The sequence below is a fragment of the Christiangramia portivictoriae DSM 23547 genome, from assembly GCF_000423045.1.
Classification (GTDB): domain Bacteria; phylum Bacteroidota; class Bacteroidia; order Flavobacteriales; family Flavobacteriaceae; genus Christiangramia; species Christiangramia portivictoriae.
In genome coordinates, this window is the sequence record NZ_AUHF01000008.1 from 221,748 (window position 1) to 248,344 (window position 26,597).

General features: G+C 41.4%; 24 protein-coding genes. 4 read left to right on the forward strand and 20 right to left on the reverse strand.

From position 1 onward, the window contains the following. Positions 1 to 9: 9 nt before the first annotated feature. Complete coding sequence (locus G529_RS0107635; RefSeq protein WP_026914969.1) at positions 10 to 834, forward strand: ion transporter; 825 nt, start codon at positions 10 to 12, stop codon at positions 832 to 834. Then, complete coding sequence (miaA, locus tag G529_RS0107640; RefSeq protein ID WP_026914970.1) at positions 827 to 1,735, forward strand: tRNA (adenosine(37)-N6)-dimethylallyltransferase MiaA; 909 nt, start codon at positions 827 to 829, stop codon at positions 1,733 to 1,735. The genes G529_RS0107635 and miaA overlap by 8 nt, the downstream gene beginning before the upstream one ends. Here the strand turns inward: miaA and G529_RS0107645 are convergent. The 14 genes from G529_RS0107645 to G529_RS0107710 all read right to left on the reverse strand — a co-directional run bounded on the left by G529_RS0107645 (position 1,725) and on the right by G529_RS0107710 (position 19,246). Next, positions 1,725 to 6,668, reverse strand: coding sequence for an HYR domain-containing protein (locus tag G529_RS0107645; protein WP_026914971.1), 4,944 nt, complete (start codon positions 6,666 to 6,668; stop codon positions 1,725 to 1,727). The two genes, miaA and G529_RS0107645, sit on opposite strands and share 11 nt — an antisense overlap. A gap of 200 nt (positions 6,669 to 6,868) precedes the next feature. Then, positions 6,869 to 7,591: a response regulator transcription factor gene (locus G529_RS0107650; protein ID WP_026914972.1), complete on the reverse strand. Its 723-nt coding sequence runs from the start codon at positions 7,589 to 7,591 to the stop codon at positions 6,869 to 6,871. Between the two features lie 3 nt (positions 7,592 to 7,594). Then, entirely contained in the window at positions 7,595 to 9,172 is a 1,578-nt protein-coding gene (locus G529_RS0107655; RefSeq protein WP_026914973.1) for a sensor histidine kinase, read from the reverse strand. Between the two features lie 67 nt (positions 9,173 to 9,239). Continuing rightward, the gene (gene coaE, locus G529_RS0107660) at positions 9,240 to 9,830 is read right to left on the reverse strand and encodes a dephospho-CoA kinase (RefSeq protein ID WP_026914974.1); all 591 of its coding nucleotides are present in this window, start codon (positions 9,828 to 9,830) and stop codon (positions 9,240 to 9,242) included. Beyond that, positions 9,827 to 10,774, reverse strand: a complete 948-nt coding sequence (locus tag G529_RS0107665; RefSeq protein ID WP_026914975.1) for a YbbR-like domain-containing protein — start codon at positions 10,772 to 10,774, stop codon at positions 9,827 to 9,829. The genes coaE and G529_RS0107665 overlap by 4 nt, the downstream gene beginning before the upstream one ends. Further along, positions 10,758 to 11,777 (reverse strand): glycosyltransferase family 2 protein, encoded by a 1,020-nt coding sequence (locus G529_RS0107670; protein ID WP_026914976.1) that lies wholly within the window; start codon positions 11,775 to 11,777, stop codon positions 10,758 to 10,760. The genes G529_RS0107665 and G529_RS0107670 overlap by 17 nt, the downstream gene beginning before the upstream one ends. A 75-nt stretch (positions 11,778 to 11,852) precedes the next feature. After that, the gene (locus G529_RS0107675; RefSeq protein WP_026914977.1) at positions 11,853 to 12,674 is read right to left on the reverse strand and encodes an enoyl-ACP reductase FabI; all 822 of its coding nucleotides are present in this window, start codon (positions 12,672 to 12,674) and stop codon (positions 11,853 to 11,855) included. A gap of 87 nt (positions 12,675 to 12,761) precedes the next feature. Next, on the reverse strand, positions 12,762 to 14,414 hold the full coding sequence (gene recN / locus G529_RS0107680; RefSeq protein WP_026914978.1) for a DNA repair protein RecN: 1,653 nt from the start codon (positions 14,412 to 14,414) through the stop codon (positions 12,762 to 12,764). 58 nt (positions 14,415 to 14,472) lie between these two features. Next, positions 14,473 to 15,363, reverse strand: coding sequence for a type IX secretion system protein PorD (gene porD, locus G529_RS0107685; RefSeq protein WP_026914979.1), 891 nt, complete (start codon positions 15,361 to 15,363; stop codon positions 14,473 to 14,475). Then, on the reverse strand, positions 15,356 to 16,564 hold the full coding sequence (gene coaBC / locus G529_RS0107690; RefSeq protein ID WP_026914980.1) for a bifunctional phosphopantothenoylcysteine decarboxylase/phosphopantothenate--cysteine ligase CoaBC: 1,209 nt from the start codon (positions 16,562 to 16,564) through the stop codon (positions 15,356 to 15,358). The genes porD and coaBC overlap by 8 nt, the downstream gene beginning before the upstream one ends. Before the next feature lie 15 nt (positions 16,565 to 16,579). Then, positions 16,580 to 16,906 carry a DNA-directed RNA polymerase subunit omega gene (locus G529_RS0107695; RefSeq protein WP_026914981.1) on the reverse strand — a complete coding sequence of 109 codons (327 nt, stop codon included), beginning with the start codon at positions 16,904 to 16,906 and terminating at the stop codon, positions 16,580 to 16,582. A gap of 10 nt (positions 16,907 to 16,916) precedes the next feature. Beyond that, complete coding sequence (locus tag G529_RS0107700; RefSeq protein ID WP_035695780.1) at positions 16,917 to 17,726, reverse strand: outer membrane protein assembly factor BamD; 810 nt, start codon at positions 17,724 to 17,726, stop codon at positions 16,917 to 16,919. Positions 17,727 to 17,864: 138 nt separating this feature from the next. Next, complete coding sequence (dapA, locus tag G529_RS0107705; RefSeq protein WP_026914983.1) at positions 17,865 to 18,740, reverse strand: 4-hydroxy-tetrahydrodipicolinate synthase; 876 nt, start codon at positions 18,738 to 18,740, stop codon at positions 17,865 to 17,867. 2 nt (positions 18,741 to 18,742) lie between these two features. Beyond that, positions 18,743 to 19,246 carry a DUF6913 domain-containing protein gene (locus tag G529_RS0107710; RefSeq protein ID WP_026914984.1) on the reverse strand — a complete coding sequence of 168 codons (504 nt, stop codon included), beginning with the start codon at positions 19,244 to 19,246 and terminating at the stop codon, positions 18,743 to 18,745. 360 nt (positions 19,247 to 19,606) lie between these two features. Between G529_RS0107710 and G529_RS0107715 the strand changes: the two genes are divergently transcribed. Together G529_RS0107715 and G529_RS0107720 are read left to right on the forward strand one after the other, a co-directional pair. Beyond that, entirely contained in the window at positions 19,607 to 20,362 is a 756-nt protein-coding gene (locus G529_RS0107715; protein WP_026914985.1) for a 5'-nucleotidase C-terminal domain-containing protein, read from the forward strand. Positions 20,363 to 20,364: 2 nt separating this feature from the next. Then, entirely contained in the window at positions 20,365 to 21,270 is a 906-nt protein-coding gene (locus G529_RS0107720) for a metallophosphoesterase (protein WP_026914986.1), read from the forward strand. On the opposite strand, the gene G529_RS0107725 is transcribed toward G529_RS0107720, so the two are convergent. The 6 genes from G529_RS0107725 to G529_RS0107750 are packed head-to-tail and all read right to left on the reverse strand — an operon-like array spanning position 21,271 to position 26,577. Then, on the reverse strand, positions 21,271 to 21,942 hold the full coding sequence (locus G529_RS0107725; protein ID WP_051201389.1) for a M15 family metallopeptidase: 672 nt from the start codon (positions 21,940 to 21,942) through the stop codon (positions 21,271 to 21,273). A gap of 6 nt (positions 21,943 to 21,948) precedes the next feature. Then, positions 21,949 to 23,946: an NAD-dependent DNA ligase LigA gene (gene ligA / locus G529_RS0107730; RefSeq protein WP_026914988.1), complete on the reverse strand. Its 1,998-nt coding sequence runs from the start codon at positions 23,944 to 23,946 to the stop codon at positions 21,949 to 21,951. Between the two features lie 12 nt (positions 23,947 to 23,958). Continuing rightward, positions 23,959 to 24,627, reverse strand: coding sequence for a VOC family protein (locus G529_RS0107735; RefSeq protein WP_026914989.1), 669 nt, complete (start codon positions 24,625 to 24,627; stop codon positions 23,959 to 23,961). A 1-nt stretch (position 24,628) separates the two neighbouring features. After that, positions 24,629 to 25,231 (reverse strand): LOG family protein, encoded by a 603-nt coding sequence (locus G529_RS0107740; protein ID WP_035695783.1) that lies wholly within the window; start codon positions 25,229 to 25,231, stop codon positions 24,629 to 24,631. Next, complete coding sequence (gene prmC, locus G529_RS0107745) at positions 25,215 to 26,078, reverse strand: peptide chain release factor N(5)-glutamine methyltransferase (RefSeq protein ID WP_026914991.1); 864 nt, start codon at positions 26,076 to 26,078, stop codon at positions 25,215 to 25,217. The genes G529_RS0107740 and prmC overlap by 17 nt, the downstream gene beginning before the upstream one ends. 13 nt (positions 26,079 to 26,091) lie before the next feature. Continuing rightward, entirely contained in the window at positions 26,092 to 26,577 is a 486-nt protein-coding gene (locus tag G529_RS0107750) for a GNAT family N-acetyltransferase (RefSeq protein ID WP_026914992.1), read from the reverse strand. Between the last annotated feature and the right edge of the window lie 20 nt (positions 26,578 to 26,597).

Genomic DNA, 26,597 nt, shown 5'->3' on the forward strand with positions numbered 1-26,597 from the left:
TTGTAGAATTTGAAGAATAAGGACAAACTTCCTGGCTGGAAACGCAAACTGCATGAGGTAATTTACGAGGCCGATACACCGGCGGGAAAAACCTTTGATGTGGCGATATTGCTGGTGATACTGATTAGTGTCGCCCTGGTAATGATGGAAAGCGTTTCCTGGATGCTGCAAAAATACGCGACCGAATTCTATATCGCAGAATGGGTGATCACGGTGATCTTTACCATTGAGTATGTGCTGCGTATTTTGACCATTAACAAACCAAAGCGCTATATTTTCAGTTTCTTCGGAATGGTGGACCTGTTGTCTACCTTACCCAGTTATATCGGGTTCCTTTTTGGAGGCGCCAACCTACTGTTTGCCATTAGAGCATTAAGGCTGTTACGGGTTTTCAGGGTGCTTAAAATTACCCGCTATGTTGGAGAATCTCAGAAACTAATCTCTGCGCTGAAGAATTCAAAAGCTAAAATACTTGTCTTTTTATTTGCGGTCCTGATCATTTGTATCATCGCCGGAACTTTGATGCATCTTGTTGAAGGCGAAAATGGAGGATTTGACAATATTCCACTTTCCATATACTGGTGTATCGTAACCCTTACTACCGTTGGTTTTGGAGACATTGCCCCGGTCACACCGGTGGGCAGATTGATCGCTTCCCTCATTATGATCACGGGTTATGGAATCATCGCCGTTCCAACGGGAATCGTGAGCGCAGAATACAGCAAGGCGACCGATGCTCCCAAGAATACTCAGGTCTGCCCTAATTGTAACGAAACTAAGCATCTGGATGACGCAGAGTACTGCCATAGCTGTGGATACGAATTAAATGACTAAAACACTTATCAATATTGCCGGTCCCACGGCCATTGGAAAAACCGCGCTTGCGATTCAGCTTGCGAAATTTTTCAATACTGAAATCATATCGGCAGATTCCCGGCAATTCTATAAGGAAATGTCTATTGGAACTGCTGTACCAGAAACGGAAGAACTGGCGGCGGCTCCACATCATTTTATTCAGCACAGATCAATCACTGAAGATTATAATGTGGGAGATTTTGAAAAAGAAGCGCTGGCGAAGCTCGATAAGCTTTTCACAAAGCATGATGTGGTGGTGATGGTAGGCGGCAGCGGACTGTATACAAAAGCGGTAGTAGAAGGCCTGGATAATTTCCCTGAAGTAGACCGCAACATTCGCACAGAACTGAATGAAGAGCTATTAAAAAACGGCCTGCAATCTCTTCAGCAAAAGTTGCAGCAACTGGATCCTGAATACTATGTCGTAGCCGATATTCAAAATCCACATCGTCTTATTCGCGCACTGGAGATATGTATTGGCACTGGGAAAGCCTTTTCAACTTTTCTGAAGAAGAAAAAGAATACCAGGAATTTTAAGACAATCTCTATTGGTCTTACTGCAGAAAGAGAGGAAATTTATGATCGCATCAACCGAAGGGTAGACATAATGCTCGAAAACGGACTGCTCGAAGAGGCTCGTGAATTATATCCTTACAGGAAGTACAATGCATTGAATACAGTTGGCTATAAAGAGCTCTTTGCCCACTTCGATGCGCAGTGGGATCTGGAAACTGCTGTTGCTGAGATCAAGAAAAATACCCGAAGGTTTGCCAAAAGACAATTAACCTGGTTCAGAAAAGATGAATCGATCACCTGGTTTGACCGCACTACAAATTTTGAATTGATTGCCGCACACCTGCAGGAAAAGATTAATTCTTAATTATAAATCGCTTAGTTTTTTCACCTTCGTTGGTGATCATCTTAACCACGTACACTGCTTCCTGCAGCGGCCCCGTACTAATAGCATATTCACTGGCGTTCTCTGGAAAATCCTTTCCAGTGATAAATCTTCCACGATGATCGAAAACCTCGATCCGGGAAATGCTTACATCAGCAGGTGTCGCCACTTTAAAATTCCCACGATTTGGATTAGGGTAAATAAAGATATATTCTGAACCTTCACCAGTGCCGTTACAAATTCTGATTTCAGCAAAAACCTGAACTTCTACAGAAGTTGTCGTGGAGTTTCCACTGGCATCTGTCGCGATCACATTGATCTCGTTCCATCCCAGATCCTTGCAACTAAAACTATCCTGGCTTAATTCAAAATTTATCGTTTCGTCACAATTATCTCTGAAATTTACGACCACTTCTTCCGCAGTAATAATAGCATTGCCGGAAAGATCCAGATCTATATCAATATTCTGAACTTCAAATTCTGGCTGGATACGATCCACCACCTCTACCCTAATTTCACAGGCTCCATCAGATTCTCCTGAATAGCTTAAAATGATCTGGTTTGTTCCAAGGTCATTACAGTCGAAAAACTCCTGGTCAAGGCTAAAACTAACGCCGGATGCATCTCCGGTATATAACTCGCTCACCGGAAGTTGAGCCGTACCATTTTCATCCAGCTCTAGTAGATAGTTCTCCACACACTGGAATTCTCCGGTATCCACAGGTAGAACATTGATTGTAGCTATTGTTTCAACTTCTGTAAAACCATCAAATACATAGTATCTAAAGGTATCTTCACCAACGAAATCGTCATTTGGAGTATAGACAAAAGAACCATCAGAATTGAATTCCAGGGTTCCATTAGTCACGTCTTCTACCAGCGTTGCCGTAAGTTCATCGCCATCGGCATCCATATCGTTGGCCAGAACTCCTTCTTCCACAGAAATATTTAAGGTGCTATTAACCGGAGTGGAATAGAAATCCTCATTGGCAACAGGTATGTCATTGCCTTCAGTATCAACAGCTAAGGTCAGCATAAAACTGCAAACGGCAGCATTGGCTGTGCTGGCGGAGTCAAAAACCAGAAAACTTACCTCGGTATCCTCCGAAATTAGCGTTCCTGGTTCCGGAACCTGAGTGATCTCTCCCAGTCCGCAATTATCACTAACCTCCAGTTCGTTTCTATAATCTGCTATTGGGATACTTTCCCCTTCAGAAATAACAATGGTTTTATCGGCAGGACAATTCACAACGGGTGGCGTGTTGTCTTTGAGTACCAGGTCGAAAGTACAGGAATCTGATTCTCCATTAAAACTTGCGGTTACGGTAATAACTGTTTGCTCTTCTATTTTAGTTCCCACCGGGATGGACTGGCTAAATGTGGCGTTGGCAGGTGAGTAATTGATCAGTTTGGAGAAATCAGGTACGAAATACTCACAATTTTCATCAGCCTTGATCACATTTTCATTCTGGGGACAATTGAGGGCAAATTCTTCGGGTTCTTCTTCCCTGGTTAGTCTGTAGATCACCTCGCATACTTCTTCATTTCCTGCAGGATCGGTTGCGGTAATACTCACCTCATAATCGCCGGGGTTGGCATATAAAGTTCCTTCCGGCGGATCCTGAATGATCTCCAGGTCTTCAAAATCTGCGCAATTATCTACAATGCTCAGACGGTCGGCTATCTGAGGTAGTACAAAATTTCCGTTCGCCGGGATTACCCGCTCCTGGATACCAGCCGGACAAATAATAAGAGGTGCGCCGCGATCGAGCACAGTAACCTCGACCGTACAACTCAACTCTTCACCTGTGGTAACATCTGTCGCTCGAATGGGCAGATCAAAAGTTCCAATATCCTCGCAGGTAAATTGCTGAACGTTTAGTTCAAAATCAAGATTGGAACTATCAGAGAGAATAAATTCTGAGGTTGGTATTTCTGTGACTGAAGAATTCTGAGCCTCTTCTCCAAGATTTATAGTTATAGATTCGATGCATTGAAAGCTCTCTGTTTGCCGAACCAGATCAACTGTAAAGGAACATTGGTCCACCACCGTATTGTTTGCTCGTAACTCAAATCTTACTTCAGTTTCACCAGCTGGAAAAAACTCACCAGACTCAGGACCTGCGGTTTGAAACAATTCTGCTTCTGAACAGTTGTCCTCAAATTTCGGTAGATCAAAAAATATAATCTTACCAGATTCTGAAACACTTAATAACTCCGTCATATTTTCCGGACATGAGGAGAACTGGGGCTGCTCCGTATTTTCTACTGTGATCGTGAAGTCACAGGAGACTGGCGGATTAATTCCGTCGGAAACCTGGTAAACGATTGTGGTAGTTCCTACCGGAAATATATCGCCAGAATTTAAACCTGAATCATCTGTCCGGGTAATTGTAAGATCATCATCTTCAGGATCGGTCACAGTTGGATCAGCAAATTCTACCAGGGCGCCACAAATTCCGCTGTCATTGGGAACAGATATATCAGCAGGACATGCTATTGAAGGTGCGTAATTAGGAGGAAGAATATTGACATTCAAAGTACAGTAACCCATATTACCGTTGGAATCAGTTGCCTCAAAAACTACATCAGTAGAACCAATTGGAAAATTACTCCCAGAAACCAGACTTCCCTCGGAAACCCTGGATTGTAAAACGCCATCACAATTATCACAGGCTGTAGGAGGCGAGAAATTTATTGATTTTGAATCATTCCCAGGTGACGCCTGAGCAGTGATATCTGGTACGCAGGTCAACTCTGGAGCTTCAGTATCCTGAACTATAATATCAAAGCTGCAGGTAACCGGATCGTTTGTTCCATCATCTGCCTGGAAAGTAATTGTAGTGGTTCCAACGGGAAATAAACTTCCGGAAACCAAGTCTGTATTTGCATCGATTCTTGTGACCTCAACATTTCCATCTTCATCGGAAGCCGTTGGAGTATCAAATCTTACTATGGCACCACATTCTCCGGGATCGTTGTTTTTTGTGATAGTCGTCGTTGAGCAATTGTTAAATTCTGGTGGTGATTTGGGAGCCAATACCCTAATCTGAAGTGTACAATATCCAGTATTATTAGCTTGATCGGTAGCTTCAAACACAATATTGGTAGTTCCAATTGGGAACCTGGATCCTGATGCCATACTACCGTCAGAAATACGAGTCGGTAATATGCCATCACAACCATCACGTGCGGGTGGTAATATAAAATTGACCACTGCTGAAGTTTCGCCTGGTTCCGCCTCCACTATTCTGGTTTGCTCACAGGTTAACACAGGAGCTTCAGTATCCTGAACTATAATATCGAAACTGCAGGTAACCGGATCGTTTGTTCCATCATCTGCCTGGAAAGTTATTGTTGTGGTTCCAACGGGAAATAAACTTCCGGAAACCAGATCTGTATTTGTATCTATCCTAGTGACCTCAACATTTCCATTTTCATCGGAAGCCGTTGGAGTTTCAAATCTTACTATGGCACCACATTCTTCAGGATCGTTGTTTTTAGTAATAGTCGTCGTTGAGCAATTGTCAAATTCTGGTGGTGTAACTTCATCTTCTGAAGGGTTTACAGTAATTGTAAAAGTACAGGTAGTTGTATTACCTGAATCGTCAGTCGCGGTAAATTCTATTTCGTGTTTACCTATGGAAAACTCACTTCCTGAATCCTGACCTTCCGTTTTTGCTATTCCTACATCACTATCACAATTATCTAATGCGGTAGCATCATCATAACTAACAATTGCAAAATCGTCACCTGTTTCAGCAATTACTACAATATCTTCAGGGCAATCAATTTCAGGCTTTTCCTGATCATACGATGGAGTGCGTTGATAAATTTCTAGTTTAGATGCCAAGGTTGCAAAACCTTCAATTCGAGAATCATTTAAAAACAATTTTCCACAGGTCTCATCCAAGGTCACATCTAAAGGAAACTGAATATGATCTTCGTTGGAATTAGCTGGAAAATCACTAATCGTAGAATTGTAGCTTAAATCCGGGTTATAAACTTGAATGTTAAAATCTCCAGAAGCTATTCCATTACTAATTTCAGATCGAAGGGATAGAGCTATAAAAAAATCTCCCTTTAATAATTTAAAAACGTCATTAAAATCAACCCTATCTGCATAATCTACAGCATATATAAATCCAGATTTATCTACGAACAAACTACCTGGCGATCCAATATTATTTAGTGTACGGATAAAATTCAAATCTTTATCGAAGACTAAAACCTCACCATTATTTTCAGCATTACTTATTAGTATATAATCATCTGTAGCAGCAACTCGATAAGGATTATTTAGGGGGTATTCATTTGTTCCTTTAAAGCTTCTAAAATCACCGTTAGCATAATAGATTTTAAGAAAATATTTTTCGTCAACATTATTATTGTCGCCTCTGTAAGAGTCAACGATATATAAGTTGTTGTCATCGTCAAATTCTAAACCTGTAGGCTCTAAGAATTCATTTTCTCCGGTTCCAAATAATCCACCAATTTTTTCTAGTTCATCTCCTTCAGTCGTAAACCTCTTTATAGATTTTGAGCCACTATCGGCAATATGTATAATATCATTGTTATCTATTGCAAGATCTAAAGGACCATTTAAATCCTCGCTTTCTGCGAGTTGATCCGCAATGATTAAATCGTATTTTTCAGCATAAGGATCATATTTGTAAACACCATTCCCAAAAGTCAGCACGTACACGTTCCCTTCTGAATCTGTATCCACTGAAATCACAATTCCACCTTCATTACCTAAACCACCAGATCCCAAGGAATAGTCGTCGAGCCATTTAAAATCTGGTTCTGTTTGCCCAAAACTATTAACGCTAAAAAATAAAATTAAGAATAAGCTAATGCAGACTTTTCGTAGAAAAGAAGTAGGAAAGTTGAGTATTTCTTCTGCATATTTCAATCCCGGGGCATTTTATGGAATGCCGTAAAGATACGTATTGTAAGAAAACCGCTCTTATTTTCATGTTAAGAATGCGGCAGCAGGTAAAATTTGATAGTAGGTGCAGCTAAATAATAGCCTCAAATTGTAGTTCACGAGAAATGATACCGCATCATAACGAGTGTTATGATGCAGCACCTCTCGGAAACTGAATGATTTTTTTATGCTTCGGTCTCTTCCTTGTTCTTGATCACAAGTCTAAAACCTTCACCGTGGATATTCAGAATTTCCACGTTCTCATCTTTCTTAAGATATTTTCTCAATTTGGCGATATACACATCCATACTTCTTGAAGTAAAGTAGTTATCGTCTCTCCATATTTTAGTTAAGGCTAACTCTCTAGGCATCAGATCATTTTCATGCAAAGCAAGTAGTCTTAATAATTCGTTTTCTTTTGGAGACAGCTTTTGTGGCTCTTCATCTCTAAAAGTCAGGAATCTAAGTTTTGAATTTAGGTGGAAACCACCAATCTCAAATTCGAATTGCTTAGAATCTGCCACGCTATCTGTAGCTTTACGCTGCATGATCGCCTTGATCTTCATTAAAAGAACTTCAGAATCAAAAGGTTTGTTCAGGTAATCATCTGCTCCTACCTTGTAACCCTTTAATACATCCTCTTTCATGGCTTTAGCCGTTAGAAAGATGATTGGCACTTCTTCGTTCTTTTCACGAATTTCCTTGGCCAGCGTGAAACCATCTTTGTAAGGCATCATCACATCAAGAATACAAAGATCGAAATCATCCTTTTTGAATTTTTCGAATCCTTCCATTCCATTTTTCGCGTGCGTCACCTCGTAATCGTTCATCGCCAGGTAATCTTTAAGGACTGTTCCAAAATTTGGATCATCCTCTACTAATAGAATTTTTTTGTTTTCAGTTTCCATATTTTATGATATTAGTGGTAATTTAATGATGAAGGTACTTCCCTTCCCTTTTTCGCTGTTCACTGTGATCTGTCCATGATGATCGTCTATGATCTGTCTGGCGTATGCCAAACCAAGTCCGTGACCTTTTACATTATGAATATCACCGGTATGTTCGCGATAAAATTTTTCAAATATTTTCTTTTGAACCAGTTTGGTCATTCCAATTCCCTGGTCTCTTATTTCACAATAGATATAGTTCTTAACGTTGGTGGTATAAATGTCAATTTTCGGTGCATCGTCAGAATATTTGATGGCGTTGTCTAGTATATTCACCACCACATTTGTAAAATGATCCTGGTTTGCCAGTACAGATGAACGCAAAGCCCCAAAATGGGTTTGTACATAACCACCACGGTCTTCAATGATCAATTCCACATGCGTGATTGCATCCAGAATAATGTCGTGCAACTGGTGTCTTTCCTTTTTAAGATCCAGTTCATTCTTTTCCAGTTTTGAAATTCGTAAAACATTTTCCACCTGGGCATGCATTCTTTTATTTTCATCCCTGATCATCTGCAAATACCTGTTCACTTTGGAACGATCTTCAATCACTTTCGGATTTTTGATCGCATCCAGCGCGAGGTTGATGGTCGCAATTGGAGTTTTGAACTCATGCGTCATGTTATTGATAAAGTCGGTCTTGATCTGGGAAATCTGCCTTTGCTTGATCAACTGGGATAACGCACTTGAATACGCGATCACAATGATTAGTGTAAAGATGATAGACAAACAGGCCATCAAAATTACCGATGAAAGCACTGCTTCTTTCCTGTTTGTAAGATTCACCAAAAGCTGATAACCGCTTCGACCTGCTGAGTCCACAAAAAGTGGCACGGCATAGGTCGCCGGGTGATCGAGACTAAAATTATCTGAATGAACGGTGGTTGCTATCGAATTATTAAAAACTCCAAATTCGAAAGCGGTTTTCAGGTTTCTTTCTGCCAGCTCCTCCTCCAGTAGCTCCCTGATCTTTTCTTCTGAAACGCGCTGATGAATAGGAATTCGCACGACAAGTTCTGAAATCGCAGATCTCACGATATCTTTTTCGACCTCTTCCATCCTGGAAAGTCTCTCGATATGCTCTATTCGCTGCCGGGCACTTAAATTTCCACCTTCAAGATTATTTTCCTGCACGATATCTGTCACCTTTTTATTGATCATTTTGGTGAACTTGATACTGTCTTCCGCAAATTGTAAAAAGCCTGAAGAAACCTTATAATCTTCTTCCAGAATGGTTTCTGAATTGAAATAAGTTTCGTTCCTGTTTTCGTCCCTGTTGGTGTAGAAATATTCGGTAAGCGTTCGATCGCTTAACGTGCTATTGATACTATCCGGATCCTTGAACTGAAAATAATAGCGCTCAAACTCTGCATTCTGAATCTCTTCGGAAACCTTTATCAGAGCCTGTTTCGCATTATAGGAAAACTGCTCTTCCCTGTCATCGATCGTACTTTTTATCCAATATCCCTGAACGAATATGATGCCTATTAAAGACAAGCTCATCAGCGCTACGAGAAGGACAAAAAGCTTCTTATTCATGCGGTCAAAAGTAATATTTTAACATTTAGAGCTTAAGCTGTTTAACCAAATGTTAACAGAACTTCCGTCAATTTTCGCGTGCTTTTAAGATTTGGTTATGGATATCGTGAACCTGCAGTTTGGTTTGGTGTAAATCCTCGTTTTCTATAATGAAATCAGCTAGTTCAGCTTTCTTTTCATCTGGCCATTGATGATCCATTCGAGCTTCGATTTCCTCTATACTACTATCGTCCCGTTGCTGAAGTCTTTCGATTTTTAACGTATGCGGAGCGGTGACCAGGATACTGAGATCACATTTCTTATAACCTCCTACTTCAAAAAGAATGGCTGCCTCGTAAATCACATATGCGGAAGACTGCCGCGAAACCCACGCTTCAAAATCTTTTGCCACCGCCGGGTGAATGATGGCATTAAGATCTGCAAGGAGTTGTTTGTCATTAAAGACCTTGTTCGCGATGTACTTCCTGTCGGGTTTGCTCGCACTATAACTCTTATCTCCCAATAACTTGCTTACCTTTTCTTTTATAGGCCTACTCTCTGCAAGAAGTCTCTTGCCTGCATCATCTGCAATATATATAGGAATGCCGAGCTCCTTAAAAAATCCAGCCACAGTCGTTTTACCACTTCCAATCCCCCCGGTGAGCCCTACTATTTTCATCGTTTGATCACAAATTGAATTCTACGTTCATTCAAGCGAAGATTATTGACCAACTTCGGTTTGCTTTTAATCTGAGCGATCATATAATCGTCACCCGGTTTTACACTTTTATAATCACAAACTACCGAGAAGTCTGCCGCCTCCACCTTATCAAATTCCTCCAGGTTTACCTGGTAGTATACTACTACAGATTTTGGGAAATAAGCCAGGTTCAGGTTGTCTGGAACGTTGATGACTTCTACCGGGATCTCGGCTTTACCTTCCGTAAATTTTTCGACATTCTGCCTGTAGCGTACACTGTTTTCATAAAAACTCAACGCTCCAAAGCCTGTAGTATCCAGTTTTACACTGCCGTCCAGGTCTTTATTAACATCTTCCAGTTTTTTCCTAAAGGTTGGGACCGATTCTAATTTTGAAATAAGCTCCTCGGGCCCGCTCACTTTCACCGAGTCTGGCACCAATACCAAATCTTCGTCTGCCGAGTATCCCACAGCATAACTAATCTCAATATTGGAATTGATCTTCAGCATTTTTTCTTTTTTGAACTGGAATGGGATCACGATTTCATCCTGAATGATCTTGGATTCTTCCAGGGTAACTTTTAATTGCTGTTCGATTTCCGCAATATGGTTCTCGATCGAGTAGATAAGATTTTTATCGCTTTCGGTAGCTTCGGAAAGATCTATATCCAGTTTCGGGTTAAAAATTTTATAGTAATAAATACTGAAGCCGTTATCCTGCAACTGGAGATCTACGTGATCGGGACGCTCTTCAGAAATACTTTTATCCAGTGGAATATTGAGATAATTCACCGGCACTTCGATCACCTGCGTATAGGTTTTTGAAAATTGCACCAGCACCCACACGATCGCAGAAAAGATGAGGAAAAAACCGAATGTCTTGATGCTTGATTTTTTAAATCTTCTTCTACTCCTGGTTGCCATGTTTTTTGAAAAATAATTGAGGAAATGCCACTTCCGGTTCCTGTTGCTGTATATTAATTCGATAATTCGAAACTAAAAAACCATATCCATACCCAGAGAACTGGATAATTACCGCTCTCACCGCCAATAACCCAATATATAGACTTTTATTGCGTATCGCGGCATCTACCGCTACAATTAGGAAATAAATAAGATAACAGGCTATAAATATACTAAAGCCCGCAAACAACAGAACAATCGATCCTATAAGGCCTAGCATGAACAAAGTCGGAAACCAGTAGGTGATTTTGGACGATCCAGGATGCCATTGGTTTAAAATAGGTCGCACCATTCCAAATTTCTTAACCTGAAGAAAGAACTTTTTCCAGTCGATACGCCTCTTATGGAAAACACGCGCATTCGGAATCAGGCAACTTCTCACTCCCAATTGCTTTAATCGCAAACTTAGATCGGGATCTTCACCGGGATGTATTCTTCCAAATCCATTAGTAAGCTCAAAGGCTTTTTCACTTAATCCCATATTAAAACTACGTGGCTGGAATTCATCGACAGCTTTTTTACCACCACGTATTCCACCGGTGGTAAAAAGTGAGGTCATGCTGTAATCTATAGCCTTCTGAATGTTGGAGAAAGAATGATGGGCGGCGTCTGGCCCGCCAAAACAATCATAATAACTGGCAGATAAAAAATTGTGAACTTCCTCCAGGTAATCTTCAGGCATCAGCACATCTGAATCCAGAATTAGATAATATGGAGCCCTGGCTTTTCTCATACCGTAATTTCTACTGTCTCCCGGACCTGAATTCATTTTAAAGTAATAACTAATCTCCAATCGATCCTGGAATTCAGCAACCACGGTTTCTGAAGATTTTGTAGAGCCATCTTCAACGATCACCACTTCAAAAGATACTGGTGCACGCATGTTCAGCATGCTCTGCAACAATTCCCTGATCTCATCAGGCCTGTTGAAAACAGGAATCACAAATGAATATTCTGGCTGCATGCTGATGGTTTGAAACAGAACTGCCGGAAGCCGAACAAATTGTCCAGGCTCCGGCAGTTGATATTTAGAATTTAATTATTCCTGATCTTTAACAAAAGTTTCCATTACTTCCTGGCTAACTCCCGTGTTCGAGAACCCACCATCGTGAAATAGATTTTGAAGAGTTACCTTTCTGGTTAAATCTGAGAATAAAGTCAACGTATAATCTGCACACTCTAAAGCAGTAGCATTTCCAAGCGGAGACATTTTTTCTGCAAAAGCAATAAAACCATCGAAGCCTTTAACTCCAGTTCCTGCTGTAGTTGGAGTTGGAGATTGTGAAATGGTGTTTACTCTCACTTTTTTGTCTTTTCCGAAGAAATAACCAAAACTGCGGGCAATAGACTCCAGATAAGCCTTGTTATCTGCCATATCATTATAATCAGGGAAAACACGTTGTGCCGCCATGTAACTTAGTGCCACGATACTTCCCCACTCATTCATCGCATCCTTTTTATACAGCACCTGCATGGTTTTATGAAACGAAACTGCAGAAACATCCCAGCCCTTAGTCGTAAAATCATAGTTCATATCTGTATAATGTTTTCCCTTACGCACATTTACAGACATCCCGATGGAATGAAGTACAAAATCGATCTTTCCTCCTAGGATTTCCATAGACTTCTCTACAAGGTTTTCAAGATCTTCTACCTTGGTAGCATCGGCAGGAATGATCTCAGAACCGGTTTTTTCAGCCAGTTGTTTGATACTTCCCATTCTCATGGCAATTGGAGCGTTTGTTAACACGAAAGTTCCACCTTCTTCGTGAACTCTTTCTGCTGTCTTCCAGGCAATTGAATTCTCATCCAATGCACCAAATATGATTCCTCGTTTACCTTTTAGCAGGTTATATGACATGTGATTTATTTTTTGTGGTTGTTAAGCCTGTAAATATAGCAAAGTTGAAAGAAATCCTTCACCTTTTGAGCCTGAGATGATCTGGTATTAATTCAGCAGCGCTTTTGCATGGGCACGTGCAGAATCACTTCCACCGGTCCCACCAAGCATCATTGCCAGTTCATCTATTCTTTGATCCTGTTCCAGCCTGATGATTTTGGTTTGCGTGGCTACCTCGTTATCTTCTTTAAATATCTTAAAATGGGAACTTCCTTTTCCAGCTATTTGTGGTAAATGAGTGATCGCGATCACCTGCATATTCACTCCCATCCTGGCCAGGATCTCTCCCATTTTATGAGCGATATCACCAGAGACGCCGGTATCAATTTCATCAAAAATGATGGTAGGCAGTTTACTTTGTGCTGCAAGGATACTTTTTACCGCCAGCATGATCCTGGACAGCTCACCACCCGATGCAGCTTTCCTGATCTCTTTAAAACTCCCACCTTTATTTGCGGCAAGAAACCATTCAAGCTTATCGCTGCCGTTGCTTAAAAAATCTGATGAGCTACTTAGTTCAATATTGAGTCTCGCATTCGGCATTCCCAGGTCCTTCAGGATTAGTTCAGTCTGCTCGATAAACGTTGGGATGATCTTTGAACGGTTCTTGTTCAGTTTTGCAGCGGTGGCAGATATCACAAGATGTTGCTTTTTGATGGCCTTTTCGGCTGCTTCCAAAGCTGCCTCAGCATTTTCTGTAACCGAAACTTTCTCCTGAAGATCCTCTCCTATTTGCAATAATTCTTCTACGCTTTCAGCATTGTGTTTTTTTTGCAGATTATAGATGATCTGCAACTTTTGATTTACCTTTTCCAGTTCCTCTGGATTCGCTTCCACCGCTTCAAGTGCATCTGCCATTTCTGCCTCCAGATCATCCAGCTCTATGATCGCGCTCTGTAATCTTTCAAAGAAATTATCATAAGTTTCGGAGAACTTGGCGATTCGGGATATATGAGATCGAGCCGACTTCAAAGTTTCCAAACTTCCTATTTCTTCCTGTTGTATGGCGCTTAAAGCGGCACTAAGGTTTTCGGTAAGTTCTTCCACATTGTTTAAAGATTCATATCTTTCTTCCAGGTCTTCCAGCATTCCTGCTTTAAGTCCGGCTTCCTGCAATTCATTCAGAAGAAACAGATTGTAATCATATTCTTTTGATGCCTGTGCCTGCTCCTCTTTAAGCTCTTCATATCGTTTCTGAAATTTCCGATACTCCTTTAATTCAGATTTATACTGAAGGATGAGCGCTTCATTTTTTGCTATGGTATCAATCACCTTGAATTGATACTCAGAATTTCCTAGACTCAAGGTTTCGTGCTGACTATGAATATCGATAAGAGACGTGCCAAGTTTCTGCAAAGAGGTGATCTTTACAGGCGTATCGTTGATAAAGGCCCTGGATTTCCCTGATGGTAAAATTTCACGTCGAATAATACTGCTCTGCTCGTAATCAAGGTCTTCCTTTTCAAAAAACTGCTGTAACGCATAATCTTTTATACTGAAATGACCTTCGATGACGCACTTCCTGTCTGTATTTCTAATACTGCTGAAGTCTGCGCGATCTCCCAGCAATAATCCCAGGGCACCAAGCATAATGGATTTTCCGGCGCCGGTTTCCCCGGTAATGATCGTAAAACCAGATTGAAGATCCATGGTAATATCTTCAATAAGCGCGTAATTCTTTATGGAAAGAGATGTAAGCAATATGGTTCAAATTTGTGCTAAATATACGAGAGAAAATACTCGTAGTCAACCAAAATTACTACTGAATATTTCGCCAGCTACGGGCATACCTGGCAGCGATGTTATTGAGTGTTTGTATAAGCTCATTCTTCGCAGGATAAGCAGGCCCTCCGCTATAAATCGAGGCAATCTCATCTGCCTTGGAGTCAAAAAAAGCACGAAGCAACAATGAATTGTTCCTGCGGTTGTTCATCACTTCCAGCTTATTTAAAGACCCGGCAATGGCCGTTTTTCCAGCCGGTACATCGGCATGCATCACATCGAGACCTAACCGGTGATAATCATATAATGCTTCCCTGTATTCGGCATACGTATTCGCCAGTAGATCTGCATTTAACCTGAAACGTGACCGCTGACCATCTGAACCTCGCCATCCCTGTGAATTTCCCTGTTGCGCCGTAGTAACGATCCTGTTGGCTTCCTCAAAAAATGCAGTCCCTCCTTCCGGAGCAAAAGTGTCTGCATCCAGTCCTAATATCGTATAAACATAAAAAGAGATTACAGATACAAGATTGTTCGTATAGGTATTCTGGCTATAATTTAGTGGCTGATATTCACGGTAACTAAAACTGAACTGTTCATCGTTAAAATTAAAGACCGGGGTGATCATGCTCGTCCCGTAAACAGGTCTGGAAGACTGGACCTGGATCGTGCCGTTAAAGCTCTCTCCCTCAAAACTGTTAATCGTAATGAACATACTACAATTAATACGTTCATGATCCTGCAGGCGCCTGTCTGTCCAGGTGGTCTGGTTGATAAATTCGTTCAGCGATCTTTCCAGGGTTTTAAATACAGAAAGGTTTGCCTGCCCGGTCTGTTCCGCATTTACCACTACTTCACAATTTAATTGCTGAGCGATCCCAGTTTGGGAAATAAAAGCGAACAATACGAGAAAGACAATTTTACGCATGGAACATTTTGATTACTTCAGTTATGATATCCTGGGCAACTTCAGTTTTGCTTTTAAGATCAAATTCCAGTTTGCTATCTGGATAAATGATCCTGATCTTGTTGGTATCTCCCTGAAAGCCTGCACCAGAATCCTTAAGTGAATTTAAGACAATAAAATCAAGATTCTTCTTTTCAAGCTTTTTTCGGGCATTTTCCTCTTCATTATTGGTTTCCAAAGCAAAACCTACGAGTTTCTGACTTGTTTTGATAGCTCCCAGGGAAGCCAGTATATCTTCGGTTTTGGTTAACTCCAGGGTTAAGGAGGAATCGTTTTTTTTGATCTTTTGATCTGCCACATATTTCGGCCGGTAATCGGCAACAGCAGCCGCAGCAATAAATACATCTGCGCTGCCAAAATGAGCGTGAGCGGCTTCATACATATCCCGGGTACTCGTCACTCTTTGTACTTCGATACTGGAATGTGAGATCTGGAGATGCGTTGGTCCTGAGATCAATATCACCCTCGCGCCAGCCTCTGCCGCCTTTAATGCGAGGGCAAAACCCATTTTACCACTGGAATGATTGCCAATGAAGCGAACCGGGTCTATAGCTTCATAAGTTGGACCGGCGGTGATCACAATCTTTTTATTCTGAAGCGGAAGTTCTTTAGATAAATGATCTTCGATAAATTGAATGATCTCTTCTGGCTCTGCCATTCTTCCTTTTCCAGAAAGTCCGCTGGCCAGCTCTCCGGTTCCTGCCGGAATCATGATGTTCCCGTAAGCCTGAAGTGTTTCGAAACTTTTGGTCGTAGATGGATGCTTATACATGTCAAGATCCATTGCCGGAGCAAAGAATACTTCACATTTCGCTGAAAGATAAGTGGCCAGCAGGATATTATCGCTGTTTCCAGAAGCCATTTTGGATAGCGTACTGGCGGTGGCAGGGGCCAAAAGCATGAAATCGGCCCAAAGGCCGAGTTCCACGTGATTGTTCCATTCTTCGTTCTCATTCTCATCGTTCGTAAATGAAGAATAAACTTCATTTTTTGAGAGTGTTGAAAGCGTAAGCGGAGTGATAAATTCTTTGGCAGCCTGAGTCATTACAACCCTGACCTCAGCACCAGACTTCACAAACAGTCGTACCAGTGAAGCAGTTTTATAGGCAGCAATACCTCCGGTAATGCCAAGTAAAACTTTTTTGCCTTGAAGTACAGACATATCTGCTAACCGATTCTATTCTTCGGTATCCTTGGTGTTTCTCCAGTAGATCTTGTCGTCAAGCCACTCCTGTATCGCAAGGGATTGTGGCTTAGGAAGTTTTTCATAGAATTTTGAAACCTCGATCTGCTCTTTGTTTTCAAAAATCTCGTCAAGAGAATCATTGTACGTAGCGAACTCATCAAGCTTTTCTAAAAGCTCTTTTTTGATTTCACCATTAATTTGTCCAGCTCTCTTCGCTACAATAGAAATCGCCTCGTAAATGTTTCCGGTAGGAGCATCTACTTCGTTTTTGTTGATCGTAGTCGTGTTGACCGGGGCATCAATTTTTTTAAAATCCATCATTCCTTTTTTAAAAATTCTCTAACCTTTTATCAATTTCCATCATGGAAGCCTCAGAGTCCTGAGCAAACTCTCCATCAGGATAATATTTATTATAGGAATTGTAAAATTCCCTGGCATTTTCAAGTCTTTCTTCCATCAATACTTCAAAACTATTGATCGCCAACTGGTACGCAGAGTCGTATCTATAGTAGTAAGCGGCCTCTCTGAATGGAGAGCCCGGATAGTCTGCAATGAAGTTATTGAAAGAAGCGATAGCCGCTTTGTAATACCTGGTTTTATGATACTGCTTCGCGATTTCATAAGCCTTTTTCTCCAGCTTTACTCGCAACTCCGTCGCATAATCGTTCGCTGAATCTACAAATTCACCTTCCGGGTACTTGTTCAGGTAAACCTGAAGTTCTTCGATCGCTTTTCTGGTGTCGGTTTGATCCAGGTTAAAGCGTGGTGAGCGATTATAATAGCTAACCGCAGCTTTGTACTCTGCCTCTTCTACCTTTTGACTGTTTGGATACAGCTGCACGAAACGTTCAAAGTTAAAGGGAGCATTGTAATAATCCCCTAACTGGTAGTATGTATCACCGAGAATATAAACCAGTCGTTCTCCCTGAGGTTTACCCCGGTATTCCGGCTCTATCTGTTCCAATAGCCGCAATGCTTTACGCAACTTTCCGTTATCATCTTCCTCTTTCCCCTGGGTATATAATTCCTCTGCTGCCGTATACTTAGGCGCAGTTTCCTCGTTTTTCAGCAAGGACTGATATTCACTGCAGGATACAGTGAGCAGCAAAAGACCTAGTGCGAGAATTCCTTTTTTCATGATACGTAAAAACATCTGGCAAAAATACATTTTTTGTTAGTATAAAAAAAACTTTCCTAAACTACTCAAATAACCCTGTTTATGGGCATTTATTGTATCAGGAAAGTCTTTTAAAATTTATTTTTGTTGGCCTGGCAGCTAGAAATTCTTGACAAAGGCTGAAATCTTTGCGTAAAGTGCGTCACTAGCTTTTACCAAAGGCAGTCTCAGGTTGTTCTGAACCAGTTCTCTTTTATGAAGCATTGCCTTGATCCCGGCAGGATTTCCTTCAGCAAAGATCATATCTATAGATGGCGCTATGCGATAGTGTAACTTATAAGCTGCCTCAACTTTCCCAGCTAAGCCCAGACGCACCATTTCTGAAAACTCTTTAGGCAAGCCCTGTCCAATTACCGAGATCACTCCTTTCCCGCCAGCCAGGGTCATAGGTAACGTAATCATATCATCTCCTGAAATGACGAGGAAATCTTCCGGCACCAGTGAAATTAACTTCATCGCCTGTACTATATCTCCGGCAGCCTCTTTCACTCCTATTACATTTTTAAAATCTCTGGCGATCCTGTTGATGGTTTCCGGCAGGATGTTACTCGCTGTTCTGCCAGGTACATTGTACAGAATAACTGGTAATGGTGAAGCTTCAGCCACTGCTTTGAAGTGCTGGTAAATTCCTTCCTGGGTTGGTTTATTGTAAAATGGAGATACTGAAAGTATCGCATCAAAACCTTCCACATCCTCGGTCATCAGCTCTTCTACCAGTCCGGCCGTATCATTGCTACCCATTCCCAGAACCAAAGGTAGTTTTCCCTGGTTAGCTTCCCTGATCACGGTCTTTACAAGTTCTTTCTCCTTTTTGCTAAGAGTTGCACTTTCTGCAGTGGTTCCCAGCACCACTAAATATTCGATGCCGTTCGCTATCTGGTCTTTTACCAATGCTGAAAGAGCGTTTGTATCTACACTTAGATCATCTTTAAAAGGAGTAACCAGTGCTACTCCGGTTCCAATAAAAGCTTCCATTCCTATTTATTTTTTATAATTCTATAATATCTTATCAATTCAGCCTCAAATAGAGAAGCATCATTTTCACTAATTTCTATATCCAGGATCGAAAATGGATCTGGAGAATTTCCTATCAATAATGCTGCCTGTGATTTGGATGCAACATAATATGCTAACAAAGCCTCTTCTCCAGCAATAACGATCGCTAAGCCAAACTTATGTTCTAAGAGTGTCGCGAGCTCTTTATTGCTCACAGAACCATCAATCCCAATATCTTTCAGACCAATTTGCAACATATTCTTCGCCGTTTCAACTGAAGCACTTCCGCAGATAATTATATGAAAATCCTGTTGCGGCACGCCCAGGTCAAGATACACCTCAGAGATGCTCCCGTAATCTTCCAAATGATCTTCAGCAATGACCAGTAATACCCGGTTTGAATTTGCAGAGCCGACCTGCCTGTTCTCCTTCAGTATACCGATAGCTTTTTTAAGCTGAACAGATTTGATTTTATTCGTGATCATTCCAAGGTTTCGGTCGGCAAATGTAAATAATTTCTATCAGCCTGCTATCTCTTCAGGTGGCTTCCGAAGTGAAGATTCCGCAGATTAAACAGCTTTGTTGAATTTGTGAAATTCCGGATCGGGACATCCCGCACACTGGAGCTGTTTCCGGATTTGAAAAAATCCTGGAAAAACAATTTCTTATGTATAAGATGCAATTCTAAAAATTACAAAACACTATTGCCCGCAAATTGAAGAGAGGCATACTATCCACCGGGCCCACCATGGCTAAAGGCTCCTGCATTAATGCACTTATAAGTGTTTTTATGTACCAACCTTGCCAGCTATTCTTGCTATATTTGAAAAGTAATTGTGACTGAAATGAAAAAACTTACCAAGATCTTTTTAGCTGCTACCATCGTGATGATTTCCTGTAAATCTGAATACAGGCAGCTGGAGCAGGTAGAGGGAAAAAGGATCGCTGTAGACAATAGTGTCCAGGAAGATCCTAAAATTGCTGAATTTATAGCGCCATACAAACAGCACCTGAATGAAACCCTTGATTCACCACTGAGCTACAATCCCAGTTTTCTCAGCAAAAGTGATGGAGACCTGAATACTGCCATTGGCAACCTTATGGCAGATGCCCTGATGGAACAAGTGAATCCAGTCTTTCAAAAAAATACCGGAAATAGCATCGACATGGTGCTGCTTAATCATGGTGGAATCCGGGCAGAAATCCCCGTGGGAAATGTGAGTACCAGGACGGCATACCAGATCATGCCTTTTGAAAATGAAGTAGTGATTGCTGAATTGAAAGGTGAGAAAATAATGGAAATGATGGATTACCTCAGTAAGGCAAAAACTGCGCACCCGGTGAGTGGCGTTCAGATCATTGCAGATGGAAGCTACCTTATAAAAAACTTTACGATCCAGGGACAGCAGGTTTCCAAAGACAGCACCTATTTTGTAGCGACCTCAGATTACCTGGTGGGCGGTGGTGATAACATGAAATTCTTTGCCAACCCTGTAAGTCTACAGTCCAGTGAATACAAGATCAGGAATGTGATGATAGACTATTTTAAAAAGACCGACACCATTAGAAGCGTGATCGATGATCGATATATAAGACAGTAATTATGAAGAGAAGAGATTTTATTCAAAATACGGCAGCCGCTACCGCAATGCTAAGCCTTGGCGGACTATCAGCTTTATCATTTAAACCTGAAAGACAACAGATCACGATCCTGCACACAAACGATGTACATAGTCATATTGAAGCTTTCGGTCCAGATGCGGGTAGAAATGCAAATCTGGGAGGAGTTGCCAGAAGAGCGAGCCTCGTGGAAAAAATTCGCCGGGAAAATCCTAATACCTTGTTACTGGATGCTGGAGATATTTTCCAGGGAACGCCTTATTTCAATTTCTATGGGGGCGAACTTGAATTCAAGCTCATGAGCATGCTTAAGTATGATGCAGCAACTCTGGGCAATCATGACTTCGATAATGGTATCGACGGACTCTTCGCCCAGCTGCCACACGCAAAATTTCCTTTCGTAATTTCAAATTACGACTTTAGTAATACTATTATGGATGGAAAAACCGATAAGTATCGCACTTTTGTAAAAGACGGTATCAAGATTGGTGTTTTTGGCGTTGGGATCGAATTGCAGGGACTGGTAAGCAAGAAACTTTATAAGGAAACGGAATATTTAGACCCTATTGAGATGGCTACCGATATGAGTCGTATTCTAAAGGAAGAAGAAAACTGCGATCTGGTGATTTGTTTGTCACACCTGGGATATAGCTATTCATCTCAAAAAACGGGCGATCTAAAACTGGCGAGAGCTACCGAAAATATTGATCTGATTATTGGAGGCCACACCCATACATTTCTTGACAAACCAACGGTGGAAACCAATAAGGCTGGAAACCCGGTGCTGGTAAACCAGGTTGGTTGCTATGGCGTCTACCTGGGCAGGGTTGATTTCTTCTTTCAAAATGGAAAAAAATTCTCTGCAGACGGTGCGAAAATTTCGGTTTAATTATTTTATCGGGAAATCGAAATACTGATAGGGAAAAGGTTCAGCATTCAGAGTATAATGCCACCATTCTTCAGAATAACTTCGGAAGCCATTTCGAAGCATGACTGTTCGCAACGTTTCCCTGTTCGATTTTTGTTCTGAAGTCACCGAAGCAGAACGATGATGAGAAATTTCTCCGAAAAAATCATAAGCTCCACCCATATCCAATTCCTCACAGGTTTCTACATTAACCAAGGTAAGATCTACAGTCCCACCCCTGGAATGTCCTGACTTTGAGGCAATATACCCCAGTTCAAAGAGCCTGCTTTTATCAATGTTTGGGTAAAATTCACGCTTAGCCAGCGTATCTGCCGGTTTTCGAGCCCAGACTACAAACTCATTAACAGCAGATTGTGGGCGATAACCATCGAAAACTTTCAGCATCAAATCCTGCTGAATAAGCTCTTTCTGCACGTTTTTCAAGGCTTCTGCCGCTTTTTTTGTGAGAACAATCTGTGCCGATTCATATCCGAGAACAGGTCTTCCTGTAAAATTATGATTTCCGGCATAGCGAACTTCTTCTATCACAAAAGGCAGTACGTTTTTGAGATACACAAAATCTTCAGGAATGGATTGTGCTTTCGAGATGAAACCAATTTGTAGACATACCAGTATTAAGAAAATTTTTCTCACAACTTTCTACTTATCCAGCATGGCCAGAAATTCGTCTTCGCTCAGCATTTGAGTTCCCAGTTTTTCTGCTTTGGCAAGTTTGCTAGGCCCCATGTTTTCACCGGCCACCAGGTAGTTCGTTTTGGAGGAGATCGAGCTGGATACCTTTCCTCCATTATCCTCGATCATTTTCTTAAGGTCGTTTCTTGAAACCTTGTTGAATACTCCAGAGATCACAAACGTGTTACCTTCCAGAATACTGGTTTGATTCGCCAGTTTCTCTGCGGATACTTCCATTTGAATTCCATATTGCCGGAGACGCTCCACGTTTTCTCTATTTTCAGTATTACTGAAGAAATCACCCACGCTCCAGGCGATACGTTCTCCAATTTCATCAATGTTCTCCAGCTCTTCTTTGCTGGCTGCCATCAAAGCTTCTACCGACTTGAAATGTTTGGCCAGTTTCCTGGCCACCGTTTCTCCAACGTATCTTATTCCTAATCCAAATAAAACCCTTTCAAAGGGGATCTCTCTAGATTTTTCGATCCCACTTATAAGATTTTCCGCAGATTTTTCAGCCATTCTTTCCAGAGGCAGAATATCATCTTTGGTCAACGTATAGAGATCTGCATAATTATGGATAAGTCCTGCCGTTACCAGCAAGGCAACGGTCTCACCACCAAGACCTTCTATATCCATTGCTTTTCTTGATATATAATGCTGAATCCTGCCAATGATCTGTGGAGGGCAGCCGTTGGTATTTGGGCAATAATGCTGAGCTTCCCCTTCGTTTCTTATAAGTTCTGTATCACACTCGGGGCAATGAGAAGCATAGGCCGTAGGACTGGAATCCGGGTCGCGCTTTGTAAAATCAACTCCCACAATTTTCGGAATGATCTCTCCTCCTTTCTCCACGTAAACAGTATCTTCTTCCCTGATATCCAGTTTTTCGATCTGGTCTGCATTATGCAGGGAAGCTCTCCTTACAACCGTCCCAGCAAGTTGCACCGGCTGTAGATTTGCCACAGGAGTGATCGCCCCCGTTCGTCCTACCTGGTACGTAATCTTATCCAGGATCGTTGATTCCTGTTCTGCCTTGAACTTATAGGCAATCGCCCAACGCGGAGATTTAGCGGTATGGCCCAACTCATCCTGTTGATGTAAATCGTTAACCTTGATCACCACGCCATCTGTCTCATAAGGCAGGTCATGACGATGCTTGTCCCAGTAATTGATATATTCAAAAACCTCTTCGATGGATGATTTTAATTCTGATTCTGCAGGAGCCTTAAAACCCCATTTTCGCGCCATTTCCAGACCTTCGAATTGAGTTTTGATATTTAGGTTAGCACCAACAATACTATAGAGCAAACATTCCAGCGGGCGACGAGCCACCTCAGCACTATCCTGCAATTTCAAACTTCCGGAAGCTGTATTTCTCGGGTTTGCATAAGGTTCTTCTCCGCCCTCCACTCTCTCTGCATTCATTTTCGCGAAACCTTCGTATGGCAGCACGATCTCTCCCCGGATATCGAAACGTTCCGGGAAATCACCTTTCAGTTTTAATGGAACCGAACGTATGGTGCGTACATTACTCGTAACCTCATCACCCTGAAATCCATCACCTCGAGTAACCGCCCGGAATAGCTGACCATTTTCGTAGGTTAAGCTTATAGAAGCACCATCATATTTAAGCTCGCAGACATAGGAAATATCACCATCCACACTCTTACGAATTCTTTTCTCCCAATCTTGCAGCTCTTCCTTTGAATAAGAATTTGACAGCGAATACATACGTTGATCATGTACGATGGTCCTGAAGTTCTTGGTAACCGCTCCACCTACACGCTGGGTAGGTGAATTTTCGTCGAACAGCTCAGGATTTTGATCCTCCAGCTCCTGCAATTCCTTGAGCTTCATATCAAAATCATAATCACTTATTTGCGGTTTATCCATTACATAATAATTGTAATTATGTTGTTGTAATTCCTCTCTTAAAGCCGCTATCTTCTTTTCCGCGTCCATATTTTATCTGTCTTATTCGGAAATATTTAAATTCTCCTTCTCGAATTTCAACTGAAAATTTCTTTTTTCATGTTCAAAATTCAGTACAAAATCTGAAGGATTTGCCTGGTCATTTGTTGGAAACCATTCTTTGTTTGCACTATTTACCACAATCAGTAAACCTGAATCTTCACCAATCGCGCAAAAATGTTCGTAGTCTCCATCATATTTATGAAGATCGACCTCTACATTCAATGGTTTGAAAATTTCTTTGATGTTTCTGGTCGCCAATCCTATTTCTGCGATTCCTATGACACTTTCAGCAGAAAATACACCAAGTTCGGGTTTTCTAAAATTCCTGCGAGAGATGAATTCCACAATATTGCGATCCTTATCATAGAAATAAACCGACTTCGCGTTCCAGTTACTGAAGTCGATGATATACTGGTCGTTATATTGTAGAACCGGGACAATCGTTTGCAACCAGTTCAATGCCTCCTGTTCCTGTTCATCGGGAATATGAAAAGCAAAATGTGTTGGTTCATACTGCTCCCTGTATTCGAATCTTAAGATTGAAAATCCGCATTGTATCTCGAAATGATCTTCTTCATAACAGATAATTTCCATTCCCAGTAAATCTTTGTAAAAGGAATACTGCCGAGGTATATCTGAAGTATACAGACAAAGTTTATGAATCTTCATATCAGGGCTGGTTTTTATTCATCCATTTGGGAACCGGCCTGGGCTTAAAGCCATGCATCTGGCTCAGCAATTCTTCAATGTTATCGGCCACAAGCAGGATCTCAAGATTATCTTCCTTTAGAAAACCTTTTTCTGTCATTGTTTTGAGCATCCTCAAAAGATCATCATAAAAACCGTTGATGTTAAGTAAACCAACAGGTTTTCGATGCAAACCAAGCTGAGCCCAGGTCACGATCTCGAACAGCTCTTCAAAAGTCCCAAAACCTCCGGGTAGCGTGATAAAAGCATCACTGAGTTCATTTATGCTTAGTTTGCGTTCGTGCATATCTGCAGTAGTGATAAGCCTGTCCAGCCCTTTGTGCACTACTTCTTTCGTCTTTAAAAACTCCGGAATAACCCCGGTGGCAAAACCACCATTTTGCATGATCCCTTCTGCAACCTGTCCCATGAGACCAAGCTTACTACCGCCATAAACCAGCCGGATATCTCGCCTGGCAAGCTCTTCACCCAGTTTAAAAGCTGTTTGAAAAATTTGAGGATCTACTCCATCGCTACTGGCACAGAAGACTGCCACGTTCTCTATAATGTTATAATGCTCCTTCATTCTTTTTAATTGCTCTAAGCATTCGATCGTTACCAAAAATATCCTTTTTTAAACCTGCTTCAAAACCAAATCTCCTTACGATTTCCAGAGTTTCTGCGCCCAGATACTGGTTAATCTCAAAATACAAACTTCCGCCAACTTTCAGGTTTTTAGCTGCCAGTTCGCTAATCTTGCGATGGAAAATAAGTGGGTCTTTATCATCCACATACAACGCCAGCGCAGGTTCATGATTAAGTACGTTTGCGTGCATCTCTTTTTTTTCCAGATTGCGCACATAGGGCGGGTTGGAAACTATCACGTCAAATTCCTGCTCCAGATCTTTCGTTTCCAGAATATCCTTCAGTTGAAAATTAACCCCTAAATTGTTAAATTTAGCATTGAATTCAGCAATTTTTAAAGCTTCTGCTGAAACGTCCCAGGAATGCACTTCCGCAGAACTTAAATTTTTTGCCAGGCTTATTGGGATACAGCCGCTGCCGGATCCAATATCCAGAATCCTGATGAGTTTTTCTTCGGAAGAAAAGTCCTCAAGAATCCATGATACCAGTTCTTCAGTCTCTGGCCTGGGAATCAGCACTTCTTTGCTTACTTTGAAAGTTAATCCAAAGAACTCTGATCTCTCCAAAATGTGTTGAATGGGTTCATGAATTTTTAGCCTGTCCAGGGCATCCTGAAATTGATTCCTCTGCTCTTCTAAAATTTCACACTCAGGTTCAAGTGCCAGTTCCAGCCTGGATTTTCCCAGGAATTGCTGCGTCAGCATAAAGTAGAAAGATTGCACTTCAGTATCCGGATAGAAATCTGAAAGTTCTTCAAAAAATACTTTTTTAAAATTCGCTAACTGCATTGGTGTTTCAGTTTTACAGATCTTTAAGCATATAAACCGTGCAGTTGTAGTGACCGGTATCCCCTACCGGCTCTTCTACCGTTTCAAATCCAGTACGATGATATAATTTCCGGGCATTTTCCATATAGGGAAGTGTTTCAATATAGCATTTCTCAAAAGATTGCTGTCGCCCAAAATCCAAACAGGTATTGATCATTTTCGTCCCAATTCCTCTGCCTCGCGCTTCGGGCAGAAAATACATCTTTTGGAGTTCGCATATTGGTTCTTCCGTTCCTCTCAAAGCTGCGATCCCGGCGCCGCCAATCACTTTACCGTTCTCCACTACCACGAAATATGCTTTGGACTCTCCTGCATACTCTGCAGTCATATCTTCCAAAGCTTTATCCTCGTAGGCCGTTCCAACTTTAGGAACTCCCATTTCCACCAAGACGCTTTGAATTAAATGTTTAACCTGCTGATTATCTTCGGCTTTGATTTCCCGAATTTTCCATGTATCCATTCTGCCTAATTAATTCTATT